The organism is Corynebacterium sp. HMSC070E08 (assembly GCF_001808895.1).
Lineage (GTDB): Bacteria > Actinomycetota > Actinomycetes > Mycobacteriales > Mycobacteriaceae > Corynebacterium > Corynebacterium hiratae.
This window is the reverse complement of the sequence record NZ_KV794778.1, coordinates 17601-34024: the sequence shown is the minus strand read 5'-3', so window position 1 is coordinate 34024 and position 16424 is coordinate 17601. Positions and strand designations below refer to the sequence as shown.

General features: G+C 61.4%; 18 protein-coding genes and 1 tRNA gene. 13 read left to right on the top strand and 6 right to left on the bottom strand.

Annotated features, from left to right (window positions below; translation table 11 throughout):
• The 5 genes from HMPREF2526_RS13405 to HMPREF2526_RS08320 form a co-directional block, all read left to right on the top strand.
• On the top strand, positions 1 to 453 hold a 453-nt coding region (locus tag HMPREF2526_RS13405), incomplete at its 5' end, for a hypothetical protein (RefSeq protein WP_083295545.1).
• Between the two features lie 91 nt (positions 454 to 544).
• Complete coding sequence (locus HMPREF2526_RS08335) at positions 545 to 1024, top strand: hypothetical protein (protein ID WP_049157768.1); 480 nt, start codon at positions 545 to 547, stop codon at positions 1022 to 1024.
• A 116-nt stretch (positions 1025 to 1140) separates the two neighbouring features.
• A complete protein-coding gene (locus tag HMPREF2526_RS08330; protein WP_070546953.1) occupies positions 1141 to 2046 on the top strand; it encodes a DUF418 domain-containing protein in 906 nt (301 codons plus the stop codon).
• Complete coding sequence (locus HMPREF2526_RS08325) at positions 2046 to 3164, top strand: trypsin-like serine protease (protein ID WP_070546950.1); 1119 nt, start codon at positions 2046 to 2048, stop codon at positions 3162 to 3164. Before HMPREF2526_RS08330 ends, HMPREF2526_RS08325 begins: the two co-directional genes overlap by 1 nt.
• Positions 3165 to 3175: 11 nt before the next feature.
• A complete protein-coding gene (locus HMPREF2526_RS08320; protein WP_046648858.1) occupies positions 3176 to 3364 on the top strand; it encodes a hypothetical protein in 189 nt (62 codons plus the stop codon).
• Positions 3365 to 3645: 281 nt separating this feature from the next.
• On the opposite strand, the gene HMPREF2526_RS08315 is transcribed toward HMPREF2526_RS08320, so the two are convergent.
• On the bottom strand, positions 3646 to 4674 hold the full coding sequence (locus tag HMPREF2526_RS08315; protein ID WP_070546946.1) for a prephenate dehydrogenase: 1029 nt from the start codon (positions 4672 to 4674) through the stop codon (positions 3646 to 3648).
• Between the two features lie 39 nt (positions 4675 to 4713).
• On the opposite strand from HMPREF2526_RS08315, the gene HMPREF2526_RS08310 reads away from it, so the two are divergent.
• From HMPREF2526_RS08310 to HMPREF2526_RS08295, 4 genes are all read left to right on the top strand, one after another.
• The gene (locus HMPREF2526_RS08310) at positions 4714 to 5217 is read left to right on the top strand and encodes a tRNA adenosine deaminase-associated protein (protein WP_010188401.1); all 504 of its coding nucleotides are present in this window, start codon (positions 4714 to 4716) and stop codon (positions 5215 to 5217) included.
• A gap of 34 nt (positions 5218 to 5251) precedes the next feature.
• Positions 5252 to 5695, top strand: coding sequence for a nucleoside deaminase (locus HMPREF2526_RS08305; protein WP_010188404.1), 444 nt, complete (start codon positions 5252 to 5254; stop codon positions 5693 to 5695).
• Positions 5696 to 5787: 92 nt separating this feature from the next.
• The gene (locus HMPREF2526_RS08300; protein WP_010188406.1) at positions 5788 to 5985 is read left to right on the top strand and encodes a CsbD family protein; all 198 of its coding nucleotides are present in this window, start codon (positions 5788 to 5790) and stop codon (positions 5983 to 5985) included.
• Between the two features lie 92 nt (positions 5986 to 6077).
• Positions 6078 to 6168 (top strand) — tRNA-Ser (locus HMPREF2526_RS08295).
• A 48-nt stretch (positions 6169 to 6216) separates the two neighbouring features.
• On the opposite strand, the gene HMPREF2526_RS13400 is transcribed toward HMPREF2526_RS08295, so the two are convergent.
• Positions 6217 to 6384, bottom strand: a complete 168-nt coding sequence (locus HMPREF2526_RS13400; RefSeq protein WP_168163157.1) for a hypothetical protein — start codon at positions 6382 to 6384, stop codon at positions 6217 to 6219.
• A 180-nt stretch (positions 6385 to 6564) separates the two neighbouring features.
• On the opposite strand from HMPREF2526_RS13400, the gene HMPREF2526_RS08290 reads away from it, so the two are divergent.
• Positions 6565 to 8997 carry an MMPL family transporter gene (locus tag HMPREF2526_RS08290; protein ID WP_070546943.1) on the top strand — a complete coding sequence of 811 codons (2433 nt, stop codon included), beginning with the start codon at positions 6565 to 6567 and terminating at the stop codon, positions 8995 to 8997.
• 6 nt (positions 8998 to 9003) lie between these two features.
• The gene (gene tgt, locus HMPREF2526_RS08285; protein WP_070546939.1) at positions 9004 to 10287 is read left to right on the top strand and encodes a tRNA guanosine(34) transglycosylase Tgt; all 1284 of its coding nucleotides are present in this window, start codon (positions 9004 to 9006) and stop codon (positions 10285 to 10287) included.
• Here tgt and HMPREF2526_RS08280 read toward each other — a convergent pair.
• The 4 genes from HMPREF2526_RS08280 to HMPREF2526_RS08265 form a co-directional block, all read right to left on the bottom strand.
• The gene (locus tag HMPREF2526_RS08280) at positions 10275 to 11009 is read right to left on the bottom strand and encodes a sortase family protein (RefSeq protein ID WP_070546936.1); all 735 of its coding nucleotides are present in this window, start codon (positions 11007 to 11009) and stop codon (positions 10275 to 10277) included. The genes tgt and HMPREF2526_RS08280 overlap by 13 nt on opposite strands.
• Complete coding sequence (locus HMPREF2526_RS08275) at positions 11002 to 11286, bottom strand: type II toxin-antitoxin system RelE family toxin (protein ID WP_046648850.1); 285 nt, start codon at positions 11284 to 11286, stop codon at positions 11002 to 11004. Before HMPREF2526_RS08275 ends, HMPREF2526_RS08280 begins: the two co-directional genes overlap by 8 nt.
• A gap of 2 nt (positions 11287 to 11288) precedes the next feature.
• Positions 11289 to 11498, bottom strand: coding sequence for a type II toxin-antitoxin system RelB family antitoxin (gene relB / locus HMPREF2526_RS08270; protein WP_042528872.1), 210 nt, complete (start codon positions 11496 to 11498; stop codon positions 11289 to 11291).
• A gap of 118 nt (positions 11499 to 11616) precedes the next feature.
• Complete coding sequence (locus HMPREF2526_RS08265) at positions 11617 to 12351, bottom strand: queuosine precursor transporter (protein WP_070546933.1); 735 nt, start codon at positions 12349 to 12351, stop codon at positions 11617 to 11619.
• A gap of 434 nt (positions 12352 to 12785) precedes the next feature.
• Here HMPREF2526_RS08265 and HMPREF2526_RS13630 point away from each other — a divergent pair, with 434 nt between their 5' ends.
• Both HMPREF2526_RS13630 and HMPREF2526_RS08255 read left to right on the top strand, forming a co-directional pair.
• Positions 12786 to 13433, top strand: coding sequence for a hypothetical protein (locus tag HMPREF2526_RS13630; RefSeq protein ID WP_232745250.1), 648 nt, complete (start codon positions 12786 to 12788; stop codon positions 13431 to 13433).
• Positions 13433 to 16399, top strand: coding sequence for a VWA domain-containing protein (locus tag HMPREF2526_RS08255; RefSeq protein WP_070546930.1), 2967 nt, complete (start codon positions 13433 to 13435; stop codon positions 16397 to 16399). Before HMPREF2526_RS13630 ends, HMPREF2526_RS08255 begins: the two co-directional genes overlap by 1 nt.
• Positions 16400 to 16424: the final 25 nt, after the last annotated feature.

Sequence of the window (16424 nt, the reverse complement as noted above, 5' to 3'; positions counted from 1 at the left end):
CGGTTTATCCACACGAAATGTCCCTTAAGCCCGCTGTTTTCTAACGCGGGCTCCTCGGAGCTGGCGGGGAGCTCGGAGGCGTGGGGGCTAAACGTCGCCCAGCACGGCATCATTACGAACACGCCTGCAGCTTTGGTCGAGGCAAACGATGAGCAGATGGAACATATCACTGCTTTCAGGTGGGAGTCTGCGGCGAGCCCAGAGGATTTCTCCTTGGATTTCCAGGACCAGACGGTGTGGTTGCCCTGTAACGGCGGTGACTTCACCTTGGTTGATGGCGGCGTGGAGCTCAGCATGTTGACGGATAAGGCCTGCTCTGGAGGAAAGGTTGACCTTCCCTTCATCATGTTCCTGTCAGAACCGGCGAAGGTAATGGTGGACTCGGATGCCTCCGCAACACCTGAGCGTATTTACCTCGTGCGCGATGAGAAAGCCATCGCCCTTAGCCGCTGAGACGCATATCGCGCAGCGCTGAAAACGCGCACAAGTAAGAATGCCGGCCAGAGCCAATGGTTGGTCGGTTGGGGCGGATATAATGGTGCCCATGATTCAAGCGATTCTCTCCGCTATCCTGCTTTTCATTTCCTCCCTCTTCTCTTTTGCCGGCTCCTCGGAGCTGCCGGGGAGCTCGGGCATAGCTGAAGCTGGATCCTCGCAGCGCAACATTGTTACTGGCGTGCCCGCAGGCCTGGTCACCGCCAATGCGCAGCAGATGGAGTTCGTGGTGAATTCCGAGTGGGAGTCCGCGCAGCAGCCGGATTCCTTTCGCGTGAACTTTAGGGATCGGGTCGTGCAGTTCTCCTGCGATATCCTCAGTTTCCACTTTGAGAGCAACGGAGATGGTCAGCTAGAAATCACTCGGGATTTGAGGTTGGACAAAATCTGCTTCGGCGCGCAACCTGACGGGGCCATCATGAAACTTCTTGCAGGTCCAGTAACGGTGATGGTGGACCCCGATGCATCCGCAACACCTGAGCGCATTTACTTCGTGCGCGATGGCAAAGCCATCGCCCTTACCCGCTGAGACGCATATCACGCAGCGCTGAGTGAAATGCAGAGTTGAAAACGCACACAAATAGGAAGACCGGCCAGAGCCACTGGTCGGTCTTTCGACGTTTTCGACTGCAAGGAGATGAATAGGTGTCAGCGCGTGCCCGAATAGTGGGCCTTGATATTGCACGTTCCTTGGCCATCATCGGGATGATTATTCTGCACATGGCCAACCTGGTGTGGAGCGCCAAAGTGGTGCTCTCCGGGCTGCCGGCGGCGGGCTTTGCCATCATTGCAGGTACCACGATGATGATCCTTGCCCGCGACTATTCGCTGCGGGTCTTCCTCAAGCTGGTCGCCCGTGGCCTGATAGTCATGCTCATCGGCGTGGCGCTGTTGCCCGTCGGCGGTGAGATTCAGGTGGTGCTCGTCGTGATGGGCGCGGCCATGGCTCTCACCGCTTGGGTGCCGCCGCTCGCCACTGTGTGGAAGGTCCTGCTCTTCGCGCTGGCCACCGCGGGCGCCACGGTGCTCTACGCGCCGTACACCCTCCCGCAGGTCTATCCCCTCGTGGCATTCCTGGCGTACATGGTGGCAGGCATGCTGCTTTACGACGTCTACCTCCCCCGCCCCACCCGCATCCAAGCTGTTGTGACCGCGGTGGCCGTCGTCGTTGCCGGCATCGGCCTGTGGCAGCGCTTCAACCCGGATATTGCCGGCTGGCTGCGCTTTACCGGACATACGGGTGTGCTTGGTGAAATCCTTCTCTCCGTGGCAGTCACCGCGGTGGTGTTGCACCTGTGCCTGATTATCGGCCGTCAGTTGCCACGCTTGGCTTTCCCCTTCGCGGCATTGGGCTCGATGTCGTTGACAATCTATATCCTGCACATTCTCACCGCTCGTTATTGGCAGGCGAACGTTTCGCTGCACAACACCACAGCGGCACTGGGCTTTGTGCTCGCGTTCCTTCTGTTGAGCGCGCTGTGGAAGAAGTTCTGTGGAAAGGGTCCGGCCGAGAGGGTCGTGGCTTGGGCAATCAAGGAGGTGGCCGCGTAATGACGGCACGAAAGATAACTGCTGTTCTGGCCAGCTCTGTGGTCGTGGGGCTGGGCGCTGCACCGGCCATGGCCTTGGAATTTGCACAGCCCGCTCCCCAGTCGGAGGAAAGCGCTGCCGTGGCTGCGCTGCGCATGGGCAAGATCGGAAGCTTCGGTGATTGCACCGGCACGCTGGTGGCTGAGCAGTGGGTGCTGACCGCCCGCCACTGCTTGGAGTCCGTCAACAACGAGGGCTCGCAGGCACGTTTTGGCCAGGGCAAGGACACCCGTGTCTATGACGTGGACTCCTGGGCTGTTTCGCCGACTATCGACGCCGGCCTCATGCACCTGACCGAGCCCGTCAAGGGCGTTAAGCCCGCCAAGCTCGCGGACGCTGTTCCTACCGCTGGTGAGAAAGGCCACTTCTACGGCTGGAGCAGCAGCTCCCGCATGGCCCGCAAAGGCCAGCTGCCGATGGCTGAGATGGAAGTAGGTGAATTGCTATCCGGCGGCACCCCGCCGGCGAGCCCAGACGAGTCCGGTGAGAAGATGACACCGGTGGCGCCGGGCGATTCCGGGGCCATGGCTCCTGGCGACATGGCTGTGCCTGCCCCCGGTGGAATGGTCGCTCCCGCCCCCGACGCATCCGACGCGCCCCAGGTGATGAAGGGCGGCGACATGCCAGAGATCGCCGTTGGACCCGACGGCGCGGAAAGCATCCCAGCTGGTGAGCTTGGGGGAGTGGGCCCGATGATTGCCGCTGCCATCATGGACGTGAAGTCCCTTAATGGTGAGGGCATGCAAGGTGGCGACTCAGGCGGACCGTTCTTCGTCGACGGTCGCCTCGTCGGCGTGGCCACGGCTGGAACGTCGAATGCGGACCCGGATCTGCCTTCCCCGACCGCGGCGATTACGTCGGTGGTCGAGGTCCGCGATTGGATCGAGGACGTCACCAGCGGCCGCGATACCGACGGCGTCCTCAACGCCGATAACTCCCCGGCGCCGCCGGCAACGATGCAGGTCAGTGCGCCCGTCGCTCTAACGGCCGGCGTGACCGGGGTGGTGGGCCTGATCGTGATTGCCATCGCTTCGCGCCTGCTCAACCGCAAGTCTGTCGCCGCGCGGAGTACCAACTAGGCTGAATCTCCATGAAGGAGAAACTCGTTCCGTGTCTGATCGCTGGTGCCATCCTCGGCGTGGTCTTGTGGTTGGCTTCCGGCATGCTCTGGATGTTGCCGGTGGGCCTAGCGGCGGGCCTTGCTGGCTACCCGCTGCTGGGCATCACACGCGATGAGTCCCAAGCCCGCAAGCGCCGCGACGACACCTTCCGCGACTAAGCGCCCCACGCCGCTCCACGCCACCGCACTACGCTGCCGCGCACGCTGCTTCACGGTCGGTCGCTAGATGGCCCCCACAAACCGTCGACACATGGCGCCCCACAAAAGGCATCCGCTAGAAGTCGTTTTAGGGGCCAAAAACGCCATGTGAACACCCCAAAAGGCGTTTTCTCGCCTGAAAACGCCTTTTGGCAGATGCCATCTGCAAGATGCCTTTTGCTAACTGCGGGCTGCCCCGTGGACAGAACCGCCTTCCGGCTGATATTCGCTGTCAGAGCGGGCTAGAAGATCTCGATGCGCCCGCCCAAAGACTCGGTCTGGCGCAGCTGCGCCACCCAGTTCGGCGCACCCGGGTGCAAACGCAGAACCGGGCGGGAAGAAATCTTGACCGGAGAAACGGATTCCTTACGAGCACCGGATCGGGCTTCGATGCGGGTGCGGGCACGGAAGCCAGCGTCGGCAAGCGCGGCGATGGAAGGCTGCTCCGAGGCCAGCGAGTCGCGCGCATCCTGCAGCAACTCGAGGGCCTCGTCGAGGGCCTGGACCAGCGCCGTCGAGTTGGTCTCGCACATCTGGCGCACCAGGTCCGGGCGAGTGCCCGCCACGCGAGTGCCGTCCTTGAAGGAGCCAGCCGCCAGGGACTGCGCCAGAATGCCGCCATTATCGCCAACCACCGCGAGGGTCTCCGCCAACACATGCGGCAGGTGTGAAATGCGGGCAACCGCGGCATCGTGGTTAGCCACGCGCACCGGAACCGCCTCCGCGTGAACCATCTGGGTCATGCGGACAACGTCGGCAAAAATGTTCTCCCATTCGGTGGGGATGCGCTCGCCGCGCGCGTCGCATTCAGCGGCGTAGTCGTAGGTGATAACCCAGGCAGCGCGGTTGAACAGCCCGGTGTGGGAGTTCTCCCAACCGGACTTGGAGGTGCCGGCCATGGGGTGGCCGCCCACGTAGCGTGACTCCATGTTGCGCTCCACGATGAGCTGGCGAACCTCGGCCTTGACCGAGACGACATCCGTCAGCCCGCAGCTCGGGGCGTGTTCCTGAATGACGTCGAGGACCGAGGCAACCGCATCCATGGGCACCGCGATGACGATGAGCGCATTGTCCTCCTCGGCGCGGCGCAGGATAGCCGGCAGATCATCGGTGACGTCATAGCCCTGCTTAATGGCCGTTCGCGCACCAGAAGTCGAGTGGTTATAGCCGTACACGGAATGGCGTGCAGCAGCTAGGTCTCGCAGGAGGGAACCTCCAATGAGACCGAGGCCGATAATGCAGACGGGGCGTTGAACATCTTGAGAACTCACGGTGACAATTGTCGCACAATCCGACTAATCTGACGAGGTATGAGCCACGACGATCTGTCCTTTGCTATCACCGTCACCAGCGCCGAAGGCGCGTGGGTGATTCGCCCCTTCAAGGATGACTTTACCGACGTCAACACCTCCATCAAGGCGGTGCGCAACCTGCGTTCGGAGGGAGCGGCATTTGCGCTGTTGTGCGTGGAGGATGACTATTTCGTCGTCGTGCGCCCAGTGCCGGGGGATGTGCGCATGCTGCTTTCCGACGCCACCTATGCCTCCGAAGACGATTTCGCCGCGGATTTCCTGGACCTGCGCGATATCGATATCCCGGATTTGGACGAGGACGAGTGGGAGGACGCCGACCCGTATGGCGACGGCGATTTCGACATCTTCGCTGACCTCGGCCTCGATGAGAACCAGGTGGGCTACATCATCGACAACGATGAGGACTGGCCTTCCGATATGCTCCTGCGCATTGCCGGCGAGCTGGGTTTTGGCGATGAGCTGGAGGATTTCATCGACGGCCTCGACTCGGATGACTCTTAAACCAGCGGCGGGGCTGGTCCGCGCGGAGTCTCGCATGCGTCGCGCCCTGGAGGTCGCACGCACCACGCCGGTGGGGGATATCCCGGTAGGAGCCGTGCTGTACGACGCCTCCGGTAACGAACTCGCCACCGGCGTTAACCGCCGCGAGCAGCTGAATGACCCCACCGCGCACGCAGAGGTGGAAGCCATCCGTCAGGCGGTGCGCGTGCATGGCGATGGCTGGCGGCTGGAAGGCTGCGAGCTGGTCGTCACCCTGGAACCCTGCGCGATGTGCGCTGGTGCGATTCAGGCTTCCCGGGTGTCCTCGGTGGTCTTTGGTGCCTTTGAGCCGAAGACGGGGGCGTGTGGTTCGCTGGTGGAGGTATTGCGCGCCCCTGGCGCCCTGCACGTACCGGAGGTACGCAGCGGTGTGCTGGAGGAAGAGTGCGCGGAGCTGCTCACAGGCTTCTTCGGGGGTCTGCGCGGAAGCAGCGAGTAGCCCTGAGTTGGGACGCGGTCTCGGATCCACCTTCCGATTCGCGTGTAGGCTGGGTGGTCCACGTGAGAGACGTAGAAAGTAAGGAGAAAACCATGGGTGATTTCGAGAACAAGAAGGACGAGTTTGTTGGCAAGGCTAAGGAAGCCGCTGGCAACGTAAGCGACAACGAGAAGCTGGAGAACGAGGGCAAGGCCGACCAGGTCACCTCTGAGGCCAAGCAGAAGGCTTCCGACGCCGTTGAGGGCGTCAAGGATAAGGCCAACGAGGTCATCGGAAACCTCAAGGACTAATTCCTAGCTTTAAATAGCTGAATCGCTGTCCCCGCCGCGTGGCGTGGGCAGCGATTTTGTCGCTCGGGGTTACTCGACGTAATCTGGAACGCGGTGGCGTGTCCGAGCGGCCGAAGGTGATCGCCTCGAAAGCGATTGTTGGGTAACCCCCAACCGCGGGTTCAAATCCCGCCGCCACCGCCAGATCCGGCACCCCAGTTCTTAGCTCTGGGGTGCCGGTCTTTTTATGTTTTAGAAGCCAGCTCGCCCTCTATCAACATCTCTTTGGAAATCCAGCGCGGCTTGGCGCGCCTCGGGGTCGTGGTCTTCCGTACGCTTGTGTATCCGCCGGCTCATCATGCCCGCTGGGATGGCAATGAGAAGGATGGCCGCGATGGCGACGATGACGAAAGTAGACATGGTGGTGCTCCTAGAGTATTTCAGTAATTCCGCATTGTAGCGCTGGCCACACTCTGGAGGGTCGTTGAACTCTTACGAGACCGTTAGGGCTTCACAGCCCAACTGGTTAAACTGGTGCACATTCGTGTCCACCGCCAAAGCTTCCGCGAGCAATAATCGCGCATGTGAAGGGGAATTTCCGTGGCAAAGCTGCTCTACCACCTAGGCCGCTGGTCTTACATCAATCGATGGAAGGTCATCATCGCCTGGATCTTCATCGTAGCGGCCGCGGGCGGAGCGACCTTGAGCTTGATGAAGCCGATGACCACGGAGTACTCCATCAGCGGCACGCCAGCAATTGATGCCACCCGCCGCGCGGTGGAGCTCTTCCCGGAGAACGGTAACCCGGCCAATGCGCCGTCGGTCAACCTCGTCTTCAAGGCCCCGGAAGGGCAGAAGCTCAGCGATCCGCAGAATAAAGAAGCGGTCGAGGACGTGGTGCACCACATCGCAGAGGGCCTAGACATACCGGAGGGTAGCCAACAGCGTTGGGGCAATCCGCTTGAGGTATCGCCAGCACTGCAGCAGCAGGTCATCGAGCAGTTCACCTCCATGGGCTTGCCGGAGGAGACCGCACGGGCGGATGCCGACAACCTGGCCATGGTCAATGCCGATGAGACCATTGCTTATACCACCTTCGATTTTGACGCGGAGAGCCCCTATTCGGTGGACCCCGCGGATAAAGACGTGGTCCATGAGGCCATGGATATCGGCCGTGCGGTGGGCTTGGAGGTAGAGGCCGGCGGCGCAGGCTTCGGTGATGAAATCCAGGTCAACTCGATTTCTGAGGTTATCGGCCTCGCCGTGGCGTTTATCGTCCTCATCATTACCTTCGGTTCCTTGGCTTCCGCGGGTATGCCGCTTATCTCCGCGGTCGTGGGTGTGGGCCTGGGCGCGATGGGCGTCATGATCGCTACCCACTGGATTGAGCTCAACAACCTCACCCCGGTGCTGGCCGTCATGATCGGCTTGGCAGTAGGCATCGACTACGCGCTGTTCATCATGTCGCGCTACCGGCAGGAGCGCTCCCGCATGGACGGGCCGGATGCCGCCGGCATGGCCGTTGGCACAGCGGGATCCTCCGTGGTCTTTGCCGGTGCAACGGTCTTCATCGCGCTCTTCGCTCTGCTCGTGGCACGCATTAGCTTCCTTACCGCCATGGGCCTGGCCGCTGCGGGCACGGTCTTCATGGCCGTGCTTGTGGCGCTGACCTTGGTGCCCGCGATGCTGGGTCTGCTCGGTGATAAAGCCTTCGCTGGGCGCATCCCCGGCGTGGCCGGCAACCCCACGAAGCGCCGCCCGCGCCGCACGAAGCCAACGATGGGTAACCGCTGGGTGCGCACGGTGCAGCGTGTCCCCGGTGTCGTCATGGCCTTGGTGGTGCTCGGCCTCGGTGCTTTGACCGCTCCGGTTCTGCACATGGAGCTGGCGCTTCCGGCGGATACCACGTCTAATCCGGATACCACCCAGCGCAAGGCGGCGGACCTGCTGTCCGAGGGCTTCGGCCCCGGCATCAACGGCCCCTTCTTAGTGATCGTGGATGGCGCTAACGCCAACCCGGATTCCGCGGCTTTGCAGCCCTATATCCAGGGCCAGGAGGGCGAAGAGGATGAGCAGAAGAAGGCCGCTCTTTCTTCCTTTATGTATTCCGTGCAGCGCCTGAACCAGGTCGGCGGGGTCAAGCACGCCCAGTTGGTGGGCGTGAGCAAGGATATGAAGGCAGCGCAGATCATGGTCAGTCCCACTACCGCGCCGACGGATGAGGCCACGGTTGGCACCGCCTCCGCTTTGCGCACCGCCAGCGCGGAGCTGGAGGATGCCACCGGTGCCGAGATCGGCATGACAGGCCTGACTGCGGTGCAGCTCGATATCACCGAGCGCCTTGAAGGGGCCATGGGGCCATACCTCGCCATCGTGGTGGGCCTGGCTATCTTCCTGCTCTTGGCGGTATTCCGCTCCATCTTGGTCCCGCTGGTGGCGGGCTTAGGCTTCCTGCTCTCCGTCGGCGGCGCCTTTGGCCTGACCGTGCTTGTGTGGCAGGACGGCCTCACCGGACTGGTGCCCGCGCCGGGCCCGCTGATTTCCTTCATGCCCATCTTCCTCATCGGCGTGACCTTCGGCCTAGCCATGGACTATCAGGTCTTCCTGGTCACCCGCATGCGTGAGCACTTCTCCCGCTACCCGCAGGGCAGCGGTGGCAAGTACAGCAAGTACAACGCCAATGATGAGGCCACCATCGCCGGCTTTACCGCCGGTGCCCGCGTGGTCACGGCCGCGGCCATCATCATGATTTCCGTCTTCGTGGCGTTTATCAGCCAGCCCCTGCCCTTTATCCAGATCTTCGGCTTCGCGCTGGCAGCGGGCGTGCTTTTCGACGCCTTCTTAGTCCGCATGTCGCTTGTCCCCGCCACCATGTTCCTCATGGGGCATACCACGTGGTGGATACCGAAGTGGCTGGACAAGCTGATCCCGCAGCTGGATATCGAGGGCACCGCGTTGGAAGAGGAATGGGAGCGCAAACACGCAGCAGCATCCCGTGAAGCAGAGGATAAGGCAGCGCAGCCCGTAGAATAGTTCCCTATGACTCACCCTAAGCCGCTGCTGGAGACCGACCTTTCCTTCGACGTGAAGAAGGAGCTGGACTTGAGCGGCCCAGCGCAGCCGGGAAAGCACGGCCGCACTGGTGTTATTCACACACCGCATGGAGATATCCAGACCCCGGCGTTCATCCCGGTGGCCACCAAGGCCACGGTGAAGACGCTGACCCCGGAGCAGATTCGCCTGACCGGCGCCCAAGCCATTTTGTCCAACGCCTACCACCTTTATCTGCAGCCGGGCCACGATATCGTGGATGAGGCCGGTGGCGTGGCCACCTTCGAGAACTGGCATGGGCCGACGTACACCGACTCGGGCGGATTCCAGGTCATGTCCCTCGGCGTGGGCTTCAAAAAGGTCCTCGCCATGGACGTGGCGGACCTGACAGACTCCGATATCCGCGCGGCCAAGAAGGAGCGCATGGCGCAGGTGGATGAGGATGGCGTGGACTTTAAATCCTTCATCGATGGCTCCACGCACCGTTTTACCCCGGAGGTCTCCATGCAGATCCAGCATGGCTTGGGTGCGGACATCATGTTTGCCTTCGATGAGCTCACCACGCTCGTTGATACCCGCACTTACCAGGAGGAGTCTGTCGAGCGCACGCGCCGCTGGGCGCAGCGCTGCCTGGATGAGCACGACCGCCTTACCCTCGCCCGTGGCCCGCAGAAACCGCGCCAATCCCTGTGGGGCGTGGTGCAGGGCGCGCAGTACGAGGACCTGCGCCGCCAGGCCGCGCGAGGGCTGGTGGAGCTTTCCGATCGCGCTGAGGCGAATGGCCGGCGCGGTTTCGGTGGCTTCGGCATCGGTGGCGCATTGGAGAAGGAGAACCTGGGCACGATTGTGGGCTGGGTGTGCGATGAGTTGCCCGTCGATAAGCCCCGGCACCTGCTGGGTATCTCTGAACCGGATGATATTTTTACCGCCGTTGAGGCTGGTGCCGATACTTTTGACTGTGTGGCGCCGACCCGCCTGGCGCGCCGCGGTGGCGTCTACACCCTCGACGGACGCATGAACCTCACTAATGCGCGCTTCAAGCGCGACTTTTCTGGTGTGGACGAGGAGTTTGGCGGTTACGTCTCGGAGAACTACTCCCGCGCCTACATCCACCACTTGCTCAAGGCCAAGGAATTCCTGGCCGGCACGCTGTGCACCATCCACAACCTGGAGTTCATGATCCGCCTGGTGGATAACATTCGGGAGTCCATCGACGGCGGCTATTACGAGGCATACCGCGATGAATTTATGGGGCGCTATTACGCCAAGTGACCAGTGACGATGACGTTGTACTCCAAGTCAGTGGTGCCGTCTACCGCACAGGCGATGAGTACGATGCGCCCGGGAACCTCGGTATTCATCAGGTCCGCGTCGCTTCCTAGTTGTTCCTTATCAACTAGGAAGGCGTTATCCACGATCCACTCGCGCCCGGCACCGCCCTCGGAGGTCATGCGGATGTGGGAGCCGTTGAGGATGGGCGTCGTAAAGCGCTGCACTTCCATACCCTCGAGGCCCTCCACGGTGGTGGGGTTGCTCAGGTCCACGTTGGCGGTGACCACCTCGGAGAAGGGGTTGAACACCAGTTTCTGTTGGCCCCAGGCGTGTCCCAAAACGTAGGTGGTGCCGTGCTCTGCCGTGGCGGGGGACTCGCCCCAGTCTTGCACCCAGCGCACCATGGTCTCCTGTGGTCCGGCCGGGTTGAGAGGCAGGACGAAGGGCATCGAATCATAGGTCGCGCCCGTGATGGTGGCTGGGCCATCCATCTCAAACGTGCCGGTCAGAGCGGGTGCTGGGCCTTGGTTGAGCGGGGGAGGGGTGGTGCTGGGTGCTGCGCTTGACGACGCCTCACTGCTCACCGCCGTCGTTTCCGGTGCCGCGTGGCTCGTCGTTTCAGACGACGTGGTGACTTCCTCTGTACCCGAGCATGCCGCAAGGTTGAAGGCTGTAGCCAGGCCAAGGATGGGGAGGAGGGAACCTCGTAGATGCTTATGCATCGTAGATGTCCTTCCGGTGGCCAATAGCGAATACCTCAATCGTTACTTTCTGGTCGTGGATGTACGCCAGAATGCGGTAAGAACCGACCCGATAGCGCCATTCACCTGAACGGTTTGAAGTCAATCCTTTTCCGAGAGCTCGAGGGTCTTCGCAGCCCTCGAGGTTCTTTTGGATCCACGTCACGATGATTCGCGCATCGAATCGGTCAAACTTCTTTAGCTGTTTCCGGGCTTTCGAAGTGAATTCGACGTGATATGAAGTGATTCCCTCCGACATCTTTAGAGATCCTCGAGGACCTCATCAAGGCTAAACCGTTCGCCAGAATCTTCTGCCATTGCTGCGCGCAGTTCCTGAAGGTCGTAGTAGTCTTCGACCCGTTCTAAAAGTGCTGCTCGGGCAAAATCAGATATCGTCCGGCCTTCAAAGGCGGCTAAATTCCGAACGAGTTCCGCGTCGTTATCATCCATGCGAATTGTCAAAGTAGCCATATTTCCTCCTTAACCATCGTGAATACATTGTATTCATTGGGGCAAGTGAAGGGAAGAGTGAAAAGTCCCCCTCAGCACAGTGCGTGCTAAGGGGGTGAAAGATCGGGGCGGGTCGCTGCTACTTAGACGGCGCTGACGTAGGGGTGTCGGCCTCGTCGATAGGCACGTAGTCCTCGCGGCGCTTGACCCAAGAGATAACCAGCGTGGTCAGTGGAAGCATGATGACCTCGCAGGCGGTCTTCCACAAGAAGCCCACGATGACGTAGTTCAGGAAGCCGCTGAAGGAATCGATACCGATGACAGGCGCTGCGATGGCGCAGAACAGCAGGGTATCGCCGAATTCGCCGACGACGGTGGAAGCAACAAGGCGGGCGATGAGGCCCTTCTCGCCCGAGCGGGCCTTCATCTTCACCAGGGTGAAGGAATTGAGCAGCTGGCCCACGACGTAGCCGACGAGGGAAGCCAGCAGGATCTGCGGAACCAGGCCGAGCGTGGCGGCGAAGGCTTCCTGGCCTTCGTAAAAATCAGCCGCGGGCAGCCAGATTGCAATATAAAAGGAAACTGCGGCTAGAAGCGCCATGGCGAAACCGATGTACACGGCTCGGCGGGTGGACTTGAAGCCATAGCATTCAGAGAGAACGTCGCCCACGATGTAGGCGATGGGGAAGAGGAAGAAGGCGCCATCGGTGATAAGCGGGCCGAGCTGGACGCCCTTCGTGGCGTTGATGTTCGAGATGAGGAAGGTAACGACGAACACCGCGACCAGCCACGGGTACAAAGTGGAATGTACCGGGATGAATCGGATGCTCTCGCCACCCTTTGCGGTGGTTGCGGTTGCCGATTGAGTTGTCATGGAACAGCATCTTTCCACGAAACTGGGGGAAGCAGAAATGAGGAAATTGATTCCCGTCAGGCGGGGAGTGCTCCCATTCCACCTCGTTCCTTAAGAAAGAGCAGTTGAGCTGGCCCTTCCCGGGAGGCGGTTTCGGTAGAGCGCCCATAAAGATCTGTGAAGTGGGCAGAAAAAACGCTCCTAGTGTGGCATTCTTTTGCTTGCAGTGTTTTCGTGTTCCCTGCACGTTTCCTGTCTGCTGTGCCACGGCGCGCTCGAAGAGATTCGGGCGCGTTCGAATTTCGGGGCCGCTGAAGGGCAGGCTGTGTCAGGGGGTACGGCTACCTTGGTTTTAGTCCTTAAGCCTCCGGCTGGTCTTTTGTCTTCTGCGCCTTTCGATGGAGCAGGTAGAGGCTAGTCGGCGGCATAACTTCGCATTAGGGAAGGTCATTGATATGACGTTTGGTTCCCCAGGCTCGTCACCACAGTTCGGCGGGCGCCCGCCACAGGGGGCTCCCCAGCCAGGCACAGGGTCCGGAAACAGTTCTGGCTCTGGGTTTGGCGCGCCCGGTGGACCTGGCGGCTTCGGTGGCTTTGGCGCACCGAATCCTGCGCAGAACCCCGTACAGAAGCCTTCCTCGGGTTCTGGGTTTGGCCAAGGCTCCGATTCGGGGGCCGGTGGCTCCTTCGGCGCGCCGGGCTCGCCGGATGGCTTCGGCCAGTCCTCCCCGGCGCCGGACTACCGCCGCCAGGTGGCAACACCGACAGGCCCCACGAAGGGACCGTGGCCGCTTCTCATCGCAGCGGGCGTATCTGCGGTCATTGCGCTGATTCTGTTGATTGTCGCCCCGCTCGTGGCTGCCCCGACGCAGGTCCTGTTCTTTGGCCTGGCTATTGGCGGTTGGCTGCTGGCTGGAATTGTGTCCTTTATTCTCTTGGGTATCTATACGCTGCGGAACACGCAGCGCCAGGCTGAGACGTTTTATGTAGAGGACACCACGCAAACTTTGCTGTACCGCCTCATCATGGGCGGAAGTTTTGTCCTTGTCATTGTCGCTGCGGTGGAAATCGCCTTCTACGTAGGAAAGGCGGTTGGCGTCTAATGAAGAAGCTCACTCGTGTACTTGCCCTGTCCGCGGCGATGGCACTCGCCGGATTCGGCGGCAGTTTGGGAGCGGTGGCGCAGGAGCCTCCGGCTCCAGATGCCCCCGCGCCGGAGGCTCCTGCACCAGAGGCCCCGGAAGCCCAGCCGGAAGAACATAACGGGGAGAACCCAGAAGACCACGGCGGGGAGAATCAGCCGCCACAGGAGCACGTTGAGGGAATCGGCTCCGAGTCCGCGCTTTCTGAAGTCTCGCAAAAGAACCTCTCTGATTTTGGCTCCTGCATCGCCAGCGAAAAATCTGCGGACCTGTTGTTCGTTCTTGACCAGTCAGCCTCGTTGGTGGGCTATGAGGGGTCGAAGCCGACGGATGCTGATTTCTTCCGCGTTGACGCCACGGCGGACATCGTCAAGCAGCTGGCCAACCTCGGGGAGGACAATGGCGCAGACATCAACGTCAAGCTCGCCGGTTTCGGCTCCGAGTACTACAGCGATCCAGCTGACTATGGCGGGTGGACCAATGTCTCCGGCAACGGGGATGCTCTCAAAGGCGAACTGGACAAGTTCCGACAGGAGGACCGTGTTGCGGATCTAGAGACCAACTATGGCGCGGCCTACAAGGGAGCACTCAAGGAACTGGCTTCCCACCAGGGCAGCAGCTGCCGCGCCATCGTGTTCTTTACCGATGGCAAGTACTACACGGATGCCGAGGCTCACGATCTCCAGGGAGCGCAGGACAAGCTCTGTGAGGTAAATTCCTCTGTCACCGCGTTCCGCAACTCCAATATCCGCCTCTTTAACGTGGGCCTCGTGCCGGCTGCGGAAGCACAAGATCAGGTCCGCCAGCTCACCCGCATGGCGGAGGGCGAAGACTGCGGCCAGGGCGCTCCCAACGGTGCTTTCTTCGACGCGGGTGAGGATCCAGCGGCGCTGTTCGCTGCCTTCCGTAACCTCATCCCCACCTCGGGTGGTGTGACCAAGGAGGGAAACCTCAAGGACCAATTCGATTTCGTCCTCGATAACTCCGTGTCCCCAGTGCGATTGTCGGCGGTGCCGAAGAGCTCGGTTGGGGAAGGAGAGCTCATCCCTACCTTGACTGGGCCCGATGGTGAAACCGTTGAGCTCAAGCCTGATACCACTCACGTAGCCGGCGCGAAGGTCTCCGTGACGGAGAACAGCAAGCTTCCAGGCATGGTTGATATCGCGATGGAGAAGGACGGCGACCCCTGGGCAGGCGCCTGGACTTTTGGCTACAAGGTGGCTGAGGGAACTGATGGCGAGTACCTCGCGTCCGTCGTTATGGTGCCGGGCCTCAACCTAGACCTCAAGACGGAAGACGGCTCCAAGGTGGAAGGCGGCATCAACTCGGACCAGGTCCTGAAGGGGCAGTTGGTCGATGGCCAGGGCGAGCCGCGCACGCTGGAGGGCGAAGGTACCCTCCACGCCGAGTTCGTACCGGAGGATGGTTCCCCGGTCACCCTCGTGGACAATGCGCCCATCACGGATGGGCAGCCAGTCGACATTCCGCTGGACCAAGTGGAAAACGCGGCATCCGGTCAGCTGGTGACGCGCGTGGAGATCACCACCAAGGGCACCGATGAGCGTCCAGGCTCGAAGCTGGATCCCATCAACGCGGAAACGCCGCTGACCGTTACCCCGGTTAATATGCCGACGGTGGGCTCGGCGCAGACGATCACCATGACGGAGAAAGAAATTACCGTCGATGTCCCCGTGACCGGTCCCGGCAAGGTCTGGGTAGCAGACCAGACTGTGGATTCCGCTGACGGCATGCTTCCCGCAGGAGTACCTTCCGTTTCCGTGAGCTCCAAGCACAACTCTGAGGATTCCGCGCTGGAGCTTTCCAAGGATGAGAAAACGACCATCCCGGTGACGGTGAGCGTTGAGGAGATGGCGGATGGCCCGCTGCGCGTGGAGCCGGTGATTAACCTGCAGTCGGCTGAGGATAACCAACAGCTGGAGCTACCGCTGACGCTGCAGGGCTCCATGAGCGCGCCATTGAACAAGTCCGCGTTCGGTCTGTCCTTCGTCCTTGCGGTTGTGCTCGCGTTGCTGATCCCCCTGGGAATTCTGTACTTGATGAAGTGGATTAGCGGCCGCATTCCGGAGAAGCCGCGCATGTTTGCGAAGACCATCCCGGTCAAGCGCGATGGCGCGAACCTCATACGCACCGATAATGGCCGCCCATTTGCGGTGTCCAAGGACGAGTTCCAAGGTGCCGTTCCAGTGGAGACCTCTGCACGTTCTGTTCGCCTGGGTGGCAACGACGCCAAGGTAAAGATGGGCCTGAGCCCCTTTACCGCCGCCCACGTGGAGGTTCAGCGCGATGGCACTATCTCCAGTAAGGGCAAGAAGTCCGGATATCGCGCAGTGCTGCCACTTGCTGTGCAGAACACGTGGTTCTTCGTGGGCAACGCGAAGGACCGCAACTCCGGAGAGATCGTCCTGACTGTCGATACGTTGGCGCAGGCCAGCGCGTACGACGAGATGTCCAAGGAGATCAGCCGCCAGGCCCTGCAGCTCTTCGACCAAGTGGAATTCCCCGCCGAGAAGTCACAGTCGCAGGCACCGCCGCAGACGCCGCCGCAGGCGGGCCAGCCTGGCCCGCAGCCGCCGAATGCCCCGCAGAGCGGACCACACCCTGGCCAACCACCTACGCCGCAGCGCGGCCCGCAGAGTGCTCCCCGCAATGGTGCGCAGCAGCAACCGCCGCAGCACGGAGGCTTTGGGCCGTCCCAGCCATCCGGTCCACCGAATCACGGCCAGCCAGGGCCCACAGGCGGGCCAGGGCGCCCCGGCTTTGGCAGTGGCCCCAACGTTGGTGGCGGATCCAGCTTCGGTGGAGGCCCCGGTTTCGGCCAGCCAGGCCAGCAGCGACCGAACAATCCTGGTAACCCTGGTAACAATGGCGGCTGGCCCCCTAGCCCGGGATTCGGCTCCCAGGGCTAAGCCGGTTGAGCAGCACGCACCAACC

Bases quoted from the DNA above. Each gene is read 5' to 3' on its own strand.
- HMPREF2526_RS08255 (WP_070546930.1), top strand. From the start codon at position 13,433: ATGAAGAAGCTCACTCGTGTACTTGCCCTGTCCGCGGCGATGGCACTC.
- HMPREF2526_RS08320 (WP_046648858.1), top strand. From the start codon at position 3,176: ATGAAGGAGAAACTCGTTCCGTGTCTGATCGCTGGTGCCATCCTCGGC.
- HMPREF2526_RS08325 (WP_070546950.1), top strand. From the start codon at position 2,046: ATGACGGCACGAAAGATAACTGCTGTTCTGGCCAGCTCTGTGGTCGTG.
- relB (WP_042528872.1), bottom strand. From the start codon at position 11,498: ATGGCTACTTTGACAATTCGCATGGATGATAACGACGCGGAACTCGTT.
- HMPREF2526_RS08305 (WP_010188404.1), top strand. From the start codon at position 5,252: ATGCGTCGCGCCCTGGAGGTCGCACGCACCACGCCGGTGGGGGATATC.
- tgt (WP_070546939.1), top strand. From the start codon at position 9,004: ATGACTCACCCTAAGCCGCTGCTGGAGACCGACCTTTCCTTCGACGTG.
- HMPREF2526_RS08300 (WP_010188406.1), top strand. From the start codon at position 5,788: ATGGGTGATTTCGAGAACAAGAAGGACGAGTTTGTTGGCAAGGCTAAG.
- HMPREF2526_RS13400 (WP_168163157.1), bottom strand. From the start codon at position 6,384: ATGTCTACTTTCGTCATCGTCGCCATCGCGGCCATCCTTCTCATTGCC.
- HMPREF2526_RS08280 (WP_070546936.1), bottom strand. From the start codon at position 11,009: ATGCATAAGCATCTACGAGGTTCCCTCCTCCCCATCCTTGGCCTGGCT.
- HMPREF2526_RS08335 (WP_049157768.1), top strand. From the start codon at position 545: ATGATTCAAGCGATTCTCTCCGCTATCCTGCTTTTCATTTCCTCCCTC.
- HMPREF2526_RS08310 (WP_010188401.1), top strand. From the start codon at position 4,714: ATGAGCCACGACGATCTGTCCTTTGCTATCACCGTCACCAGCGCCGAA.
- HMPREF2526_RS08265 (WP_070546933.1), bottom strand. From the start codon at position 12,351: ATGACAACTCAATCGGCAACCGCAACCACCGCAAAGGGTGGCGAGAGC.
- HMPREF2526_RS08275 (WP_046648850.1), bottom strand. From the start codon at position 11,286: ATGTCGGAGGGAATCACTTCATATCACGTCGAATTCACTTCGAAAGCC.
- HMPREF2526_RS13630 (WP_232745250.1), top strand. From the start codon at position 12,786: ATGACGTTTGGTTCCCCAGGCTCGTCACCACAGTTCGGCGGGCGCCCG.